Genomic DNA, 7,290 nt, shown 5'->3' with positions numbered 1-7,290 from the left:
GGAATGCCGCCACTCGAGCTGCTTGAAGTCCGGGCATCAGCATTCCTTGGTGGGTCGGAAGTTAACGTGACAACACCTGGAAAAGGCCTCGGGAGCATCAATCATTCGAAAAGCACGTTCGACCTGACTTGCAACAAAAGCGACCAAAAAAAGAACAAGTTCTACAAATTGTCCCAAACCCAGCCGGCAACTTCGTTGTGCGAACGAGATTTCAAGCGTAACTCGTGGATTTCAGAGACCACCCGGTAGTCATCCGGCGCTAGTTCCAGCAACTCGCCCCTTCCCACCCAGATATCAGCATAATGCACAGGGATTAGCCCGATATGGGTTCCGGCCAAAGCCATGTAAGTTGTGGACTCAATGTTACCTTGTGAAACATCTGCTTTCTCATCAAGCAATCGAATATCCAGTGCTTCGTCAATTGGATTGCTCAAGAAACTATGGGCCGAAATTTTGCTGTCTTGCACCAACGCCTTCAAGTTGCCTCGGTCGGTCGCCGAGTTGCAGGGATGATCGGGGCTGCAAAACAACCCGCTGGGTTCGTCATAAATGTGATGCGCTTCAACGTCGTCGGGCACCTGATCATCCAAGGCGAGACCGACAAGCGCGATGTCCAGCCGCCCGGCGCGGAGCTCCGTCAGGCAATCAAGATAATCATATACGCCCACTCGGACATGAAGATTGGTGAACTGCTCTTTTGCGCGCCGGATCACATTTGTCAGCGGATTGTTTGGGTCCGTCACAAGGCAATCTACGACACCCACGCGCACCAAAACCTCGGTGTCGCGCCCAATTTCGTTGAGGCGCGCAGCATAGGAATCCAGATGAGCCAAGAGCTGGTTGGTTTCCGTTAGGACCTGCTGTCCTTCGGAAGTAAGCGAAAAACCCTGCCGTCCACGGTTGCACAGGCGCACGTTCAGGCGTTGCTCAAGATTGGCGATATGCGAACTGATGGCGGGCTGGCTGATTCCAAGCTCAACCTGCGCTTTGACAAAGCCGCCCGCCTCGGCCACCGCCTTGAACACGCGCAGCAATCGCAAATCGATATCGGTCAAACGCATCACGACCCCCGGTGCTGATCTTTCTGAAATCAAATCAAAAAAACCATTACATGTCGATTGGCTTATACAAGTATCAGCAGTTCAATATGGTTCCGCAGATGTTGCCTGCCTAAGGTTGATGCAATCCAAGAGCCGCCGGACGTAAGCACCGGTCGCATTTGCTACAACCCAGGGAGCCAAACTGATGAACCCGTACAGATCCTTCACCCTTGCTGCCAGCATCGTCGCGATCTCCGGCACTGCCGTCATGTCCGAGGAAATCACCGTCAGCGCCTGGGGCGGTTTCTTTGAAGAGACGCTACGCGACGTGATCTATCCCGGTTTCACCGAGGAAACGGGCATCGCCGTGCGCTCGATCGCGCAACCCGCCGATCAGGCGTGGTTAACCCAGCTGACTAATGCGGCTCGCGCCAAGAAGGCCCCTGCCGACCTTTCGCTGGTGGCCGACGAAGTATTCCTGCGCGGCCAGTCTATCGGTCTCTGGGCCAACCTGAACGCTGAGAACATCCCCAACACCTCGACCCTGCTGGATGGTTTCACCAAGACCAGCGAGGAAGGTAACCTGAACGCCGTTGGTGCCTTGTCGTGGTACACCACCTTTGTGACCAATACCGAAGCCGTTGCCGAGGCACCAATCTCATGGGCCGAGCTCTGGGAACGTGACTGGGATGGTAAACTGGGCCTGACTTCGAACGCGAACAGCGGGTTGATGGAAGCCACTGCACTGACCTTCTTTGGTGGATACGAGATCATGGAAACCCGTGAAGGCCTGGAAAAAATCATCGCCAAGATCGCCGAGCTGAAGCCGCAGGTGCAACTGTGGTACCGCGACGAAGGTCAGTTCCAGCAAAGCCTAGAGGCCGGTGAACTGGTGGGTGGTCTTTACTATCACGACGTCACCATGTTGTCGGCGGCCGACGGCCTGCCAGTTGTGTCGACCTTCCCGAAAGAGGGCGGCATTCTGGGCGACGCCTACTGGATCGTCCCGCGGGATTCGCAAAACATCGAGGCCGCCGAAAAGTTCATCAACTACATGATCCGCCCCGACGTGCAGGCCAAGATGGCGCGCAATCTTGGGACTGCTCCGGTAGCCAAACGCGACTCGATGGACCTCACTGACGAAGAATTTGCCTCGGTCGGCAGCGCTGGCGAGCCCATCCGCAGCCAGACCCACATCCATCTGCGCGAAGGTGACTGGCTCTCTGACAAGTATCTCGAGATGATCTCGCAGTAATTCACGATCGCTCCCTGTCGGGTCGGCGCACCGCCGCCGGCCCGGCATTTAAGAAAGTCGCATCCCATGGCACAACTCTCGCTCCAAAACATCCAGAAGTCCTTTGGCACCTTTCAGGCTCTAAAGGATGTCAGTCTGGACATTGCTTCGGGCGAGTTCATCTGCCTTCTCGGCGGGTCGGGTTGCGGCAAGACCACGCTCCTGCGCATCATCGCAGGTCTCGAAGCCCAGACTTCGGGCGGATTGTTGCTGGATGATGCCGATCTGTCCGAGACCCCCTGCCACAAACGCAATGTCGGCATGGTGTTTCAAAGCCTTGCCCTGTTTCCCCACCTAGATGTCGGCCAGAACATCGCTTATGGCCTCGAGGTTCGCGGCGTAGACAAGGCCAAACGTCTGGATCGCGCCCGTGAACTTCTGGACGTGGTTGGCCTGAACGGCATGTTCCACCGACCCGTTTCGGCTCTGTCGGGTGGTCAACGCCAGCGCGTCGCCATTGCCCGCGCATTGGCCATCGAACCTACCCTTTTCCTGATGGACGAACCCTTTAGTGCGCTCGATGCCGGGCTCCGCGAACATCTCCAGATCGAGGTAAAAAAACTGCAACGCAAGCTGGGCGTTACCACGATCTTTGTGACTCATGACCAGAAAGAAGCCATGTCGATTGCCGACCGCATCGTGATCTTAAACGAGGGCCGCATTGAACAGGCCGGCACCCCAACCGAGGTCTATGCCTGCCCGCAAACCCGTTTCGTGGCCGACTTCATGGGTACCAACAACATCTTTACGCCTGAGTACAGATCCGGCGGCCGTGTCGTTTTGGACGGTGTCGATCTGGGCCACATGCAAGGCCCGATGGCCCAATTGACTGGTAAGCATACTATTGCCGTGCGGCCCGAGTACGTCAGCCTAAACGAGGTCTACGAAGAGAAAATGGGGCTTGTCGGCACGGTTGATTTCGTGCGCCTGCTAGGTGCCTCGATCGAAACCGAACTCAGTGTCGGAGACCGTACATTCATTCACACCATGGTCTCGGACCGCGCGCCCAAATTCAAGGTTGGCGACCGCGCGGAGATTAGGTTCGATCTTGACCATGCCTGGGTGATCCCATCATGAAACGGATCCTCGCGCCATACCTGATCGGGTTGTTCCCACTTGCCATGATGACAGTTTTCTTTCTGGCGCCGCTGGGTTTCATGGTCGTAGTCAGTTTCTATGAACGCGACCCGCTGGGTTTCTACAAGGTCGCCTTTGTCTGGGACAATTACGCCAAGTTCTTCTCGTCCTTCTATTATACGATCTCGATGCGGTCGCTCTTGTCAGCCTCTCTGGGGGCCGTGGTCGTAGTGCTGCTGGCCTTTCCGGCCATGTACATAATCGTCGATATGCACCGCCGCTGGCAGTCGTTCTGGGTGATCCTTCTCTTGTCGCTGATGTGCCTAAGCGAAGTGATCATCGGCTTTGCCTGGCTGATACTGTTCTCAGAAGGCTCGGGCATCCCGAAATTCCTTGGCTGGGTTGGTCTGTGGGAAAACCCGCGCTCGCTGTCGCCCAGTTTCGGCGCGATGCTGATCGGCTTTATCACGCTGGGCTTTTCGCTGGTGGCGCTAATGTTCTATCCGCAGATGGCGCAACGTGACCGCAGTATAGAAGAGGCCGCCCTGACACTTGGCACGCCGCCCGCCCGCGTCTTCTCAAAGGTGGTCCTGCCGAATTTCCTGCCCGCCATCGTGTCATCGGTTGTCACCATGTTCGTCTTTTTCCTTGGCGTCTTCGTAATGCCCACCATGTTGGGTCGCCCTCAGGACTGGAACATGACCGTTATCATCACCGACAAGGCTGTGGGCGACGCCAATATGCCGTTGGGCGCGGCACTCTCGGTCATCATGCTGGTGTTCACGCTGGTTATCATTGGCAGTTTGATTCTGGCCTCTCGCCGGAAAGGAGCCGCGTCATGAGCACCTTTCTGAAACGCCTCTTCGTCTCTGCCATTGCTACGGGCCTGATCCTGCCCTTCCTGATCGTCGCTGGGGTCTCGGTCAGTGCCGAGAGCAATATCTCGTTCCCGCCGCAGGAACTCTCGGCGCGCTGGTACACTGAACTATTGACGCAAAAAGACTGGCTGATCCCGATCCGCAACTCGCTTGTGATCGCTGCCTTTGCCGGGCTTTTGGCTGTTTTGATCGCGCTGGCTGCCAACTACGTGCTGTGGCGCCTGAAATCGGGCTTTGGCAAGCTGGTCTTTGCCCTCGGGATTGGCCCCTTTATGTTGCCCCCGATCATCATCGCCATGGGCGCAAGCGTCTTCTGGGCTGAGATGGGCTGGTATGGCCGCGCCGAAGCCACCGTGATCTCACATGGCGTGTTCTTTGTGACCCTGCCCCTGGTCATCATCGCCCGTGGCTTTGCCGCCCTTTCGGATGACGTGATCGAGGCTAGCCGCACCATGGGCGCGACCCCGTGGCAGACCTTTGCCAAGGTCATCTTCCCACTGGTCCTGCCCTATGTCATCACCGGCTACGCCCTTGTCGCCATCATCAGCGTCAATGAGTACCTGATCTCGTACATGGTCTCGGGCTTTGCCGTCGAAACTCTGCCCATACGCATCTTCAACAATGTGCGCTACGGCTACACACCGGTTGTCGCCTCGGCTGCGATGGGCTTTGCCTTGCTGACCATCGGTGTCTTGCTGGTGCTCTCTACTATCACCGATCTTCTGAAACTCCTTGGCGCGTCGCGGGACTGACCCTCGCACTTTCAAAACGGAAATCACCCATGAAAAAACTGTCTCGACAGAATCTGGAAGACATTCTCTACGGCGCCGTCATCCTTGGCACAGGCGGAGGAGGTGAACTGTCCGAAGGCTTGGCGATGATCGACGACGCCCTGACCAAGGGAAAAGAGTTCATCATGGTCGATTTGGACGAGGCCCCGCAGGATGCGCTTGTTTGCACACCCTATATGCTTGGTGCGATTTCATCTCTGCCTGAAGAGGAAGAGAGGCTTTATGAGCGTCTGCCGCGCACCGGAGAGCCATCGATCCTCGCAGCCTATGAAAGGTTCGAAACGTACCTGGGTCGCAAGTTCTACGGCACGATTTCCTGCGAGCTCGGAGGATCGAACACGGCCACCTCGTTTTACGCAGCAGCCATGGCGGGGGCCTATATCATTGATGCCGACCCAGCAGGTCGCGCTGTTCCGGAAATTACCCATTCCACCTACTACATCAACGGCTTGCCTGCCGCGCCCATTGTCATGGCCAATGAGTTCGGCGAGGCAATCATCTGCGAGAACGTGGTGGATGATGCACGCGCAGAACATATAGTGCGCGCCTTGTCACAAATCAGCCGCAACGACATTGCTGCCATCGATCATGCGTTGGAGATCAACGAGATCCGTGATGCGGTCATTCCCGGGGCGATCTCACTGGCAATGCGCATGGGGCAAGTCTGGCGCGAAAGCCGCGCTTCCGGAGCAGACGTTGCCGTCGCAATCGCGACGCAAGGCAAGGGTTTTGTGGCCTTTCGAGGCACAGTTTCGGACTGCAATTGGGAAACTCGCGAAGGGTTTACCTTTGGCAACGTCGCGATCTCGGGCGTCGGTGCATTTAAAGATGGCAACTACAGTATCTGGCTCAAGAACGAAAACATGATCGGGCGTATAAATGGCGAAGTACATGCTACCATACCCGATCTCATTTGCTTGATTGACACTGAAACAGGCGCAGCGATCACTAACCCGCACTATTTCATCGGCCAGAATGTTGCCGTGGTTGTGCTACCGGCGCCCAAACCGTTTACTACTCCACGAGGTCTGGAAGCATTCGGTCCCTCATACATTGGGCTTGATCAAGCTTACAAGCCGGCTGTCGCGTGACCCATTTGTGTTTCCTCAAACCCTCAGAGAGATTGTTGTGACCTCTTTGGTTCCTACCTGGATTTAGAAATCCGTCACGCGGATACCATTCTTGTTGTCAGAACGTGCTTTTGCGACCCAAAGACCATGCAATGTCTGCTTCCATTCACCCTTTGCACGGCTAGCTCTTGCAGCGAAAATCCGCTTTCCGCCCTCCCTACGAAAGTTGCGCGTTTCAACAAAGACATAGTTGGGCTCGAAACTGACCTTCTCGTACCAGCGAAAATGTACCATCAGGCAGCTTGGGCGCCGCCCCCTGCCCTACCCGCCTCTGACCTTACGATCAGATAATCGCAAGTGCGCTTAGCATCAGCCTCATGCTTGAAGATCTCGTTCTTGTCCGAACGCAGGACTTTGAGCCAGCTGTAGAGGTAGGAGGCATTCATCTCGAGCGTAAGGTCGAGATAGCTGATCAGGGAGACGTTGCCGTTACGAGGCAGCTGCTGCAAGCAACATGCGTAAGACACATGATTTCATGAGTGGCTCTTCGGCAGAAATGACAGACCGGAACCCGGCCCGAACCCGTAAGAAGCATCCCAAGGTCCCTCTTCCGTCAGTCACAAACCCCAAAGGACACTTTCACTTTCCGCGGGCCCTTTGGCACCAAACGGGACACTTAGGGTCCAGCACATATACGGATGTCTTTGATTTCGTGGGGCAATTTTGGATCGGCATCCGAGATCGGCAACAAATATCGGCAATTCCTTGCCAGATCTTTGAAAATATGCATATTTATCAATTGCTTTACGACTACGAAGGATCGGCAAAAATGCTCGAAACTCCAGCCAGGATAGAACCTTGCTTCTTCGAAGAGTATATTCCCACAGAATTGGCAGACCTCTCGGTCGATATCCAGAGAGAAGCCACGCAACTAGGACAAGGGTTGCACCCGGATAGTGCAGCGGAACTTGCCGATCTGGTTCGAGTTATGAATTGCTACTATTCGAACCTCATAGAAGGGCACAATACACGGCCGCGCGACATCGAGCGTGCACTTGCTGGCGCGGTGTTGTCACGTTAACTTCCGACCCACCAAGGAATGCTGATGCCCGGACTTCAAGCAGCTCGAGTGGCGGCATT

The 7,290-nt window shown here is 55.7% G+C and carries 6 protein-coding genes and 2 pseudogenes; 6 read left to right on the top strand and 2 right to left on the bottom strand.

All coding sequences use genetic code 11. The features are described from left to right. Positions 1-161 precede the first annotated feature (161 nt). The gene (locus AC2FF7_RS22045; protein ID WP_496906352.1) at positions 162-1,061 is read right to left on the bottom strand and encodes a LysR family transcriptional regulator; all 900 of its coding nucleotides are present in this window, start codon (positions 1,059-1,061) and stop codon (positions 162-164) included. Between the two features lie 184 nt (positions 1,062-1,245). Here AC2FF7_RS22045 and AC2FF7_RS22040 point away from each other — a divergent pair, with 184 nt between their 5' ends. From AC2FF7_RS22040 to AC2FF7_RS22020, 5 genes are all read left to right on the top strand, one after another. Beyond that, entirely contained in the window at positions 1,246-2,295 is a 1,050-nt protein-coding gene (locus tag AC2FF7_RS22040) for an ABC transporter substrate-binding protein (protein WP_496906351.1), read from the top strand. A gap of 66 nt (positions 2,296-2,361) precedes the next feature. Then, positions 2,362-3,411, top strand: a complete 1,050-nt coding sequence (locus tag AC2FF7_RS22035) for an ABC transporter ATP-binding protein (protein ID WP_496906350.1) — start codon at positions 2,362-2,364, stop codon at positions 3,409-3,411. Further along, the gene (locus tag AC2FF7_RS22030; protein ID WP_496906349.1) at positions 3,408-4,253 is read left to right on the top strand and encodes an ABC transporter permease; all 846 of its coding nucleotides are present in this window, start codon (positions 3,408-3,410) and stop codon (positions 4,251-4,253) included. Before AC2FF7_RS22035 ends, AC2FF7_RS22030 begins: the two co-directional genes overlap by 4 nt. Further along, the gene (locus AC2FF7_RS22025) at positions 4,250-5,041 is read left to right on the top strand and encodes an ABC transporter permease (protein ID WP_496906348.1); all 792 of its coding nucleotides are present in this window, start codon (positions 4,250-4,252) and stop codon (positions 5,039-5,041) included. The genes AC2FF7_RS22030 and AC2FF7_RS22025 overlap by 4 nt, the downstream gene beginning before the upstream one ends. Before the next feature lie 29 nt (positions 5,042-5,070). Continuing rightward, complete coding sequence (locus AC2FF7_RS22020) at positions 5,071-6,171, top strand: S-methyl thiohydantoin desulfurase family protein (RefSeq protein ID WP_496906347.1); 1,101 nt, start codon at positions 5,071-5,073, stop codon at positions 6,169-6,171. 272 nt (positions 6,172-6,443) lie between these two features. Here AC2FF7_RS22020 and AC2FF7_RS22015 read toward each other — a convergent pair. After that, positions 6,444-6,605 (bottom strand): annotated as a pseudogene (locus AC2FF7_RS22015) (ArdC family protein); the annotation flags it as partial. 374 nt (positions 6,606-6,979) lie between these two features. On the opposite strand from AC2FF7_RS22015, the pseudogene AC2FF7_RS22010 reads away from it, so the two are divergent. Further along, positions 6,980-7,222: pseudogene (locus tag AC2FF7_RS22010) on the top strand (Fic family protein); the annotation flags it as partial. Positions 7,223-7,290: the final 68 nt, after the last annotated feature.

Source organism: Ruegeria sp. YTSC325 (genome assembly GCF_059609525.1).
The sequence above is the reverse complement of the archived record's forward strand: the minus strand, read 5'-3'. Positions and strand labels throughout refer to the sequence as shown.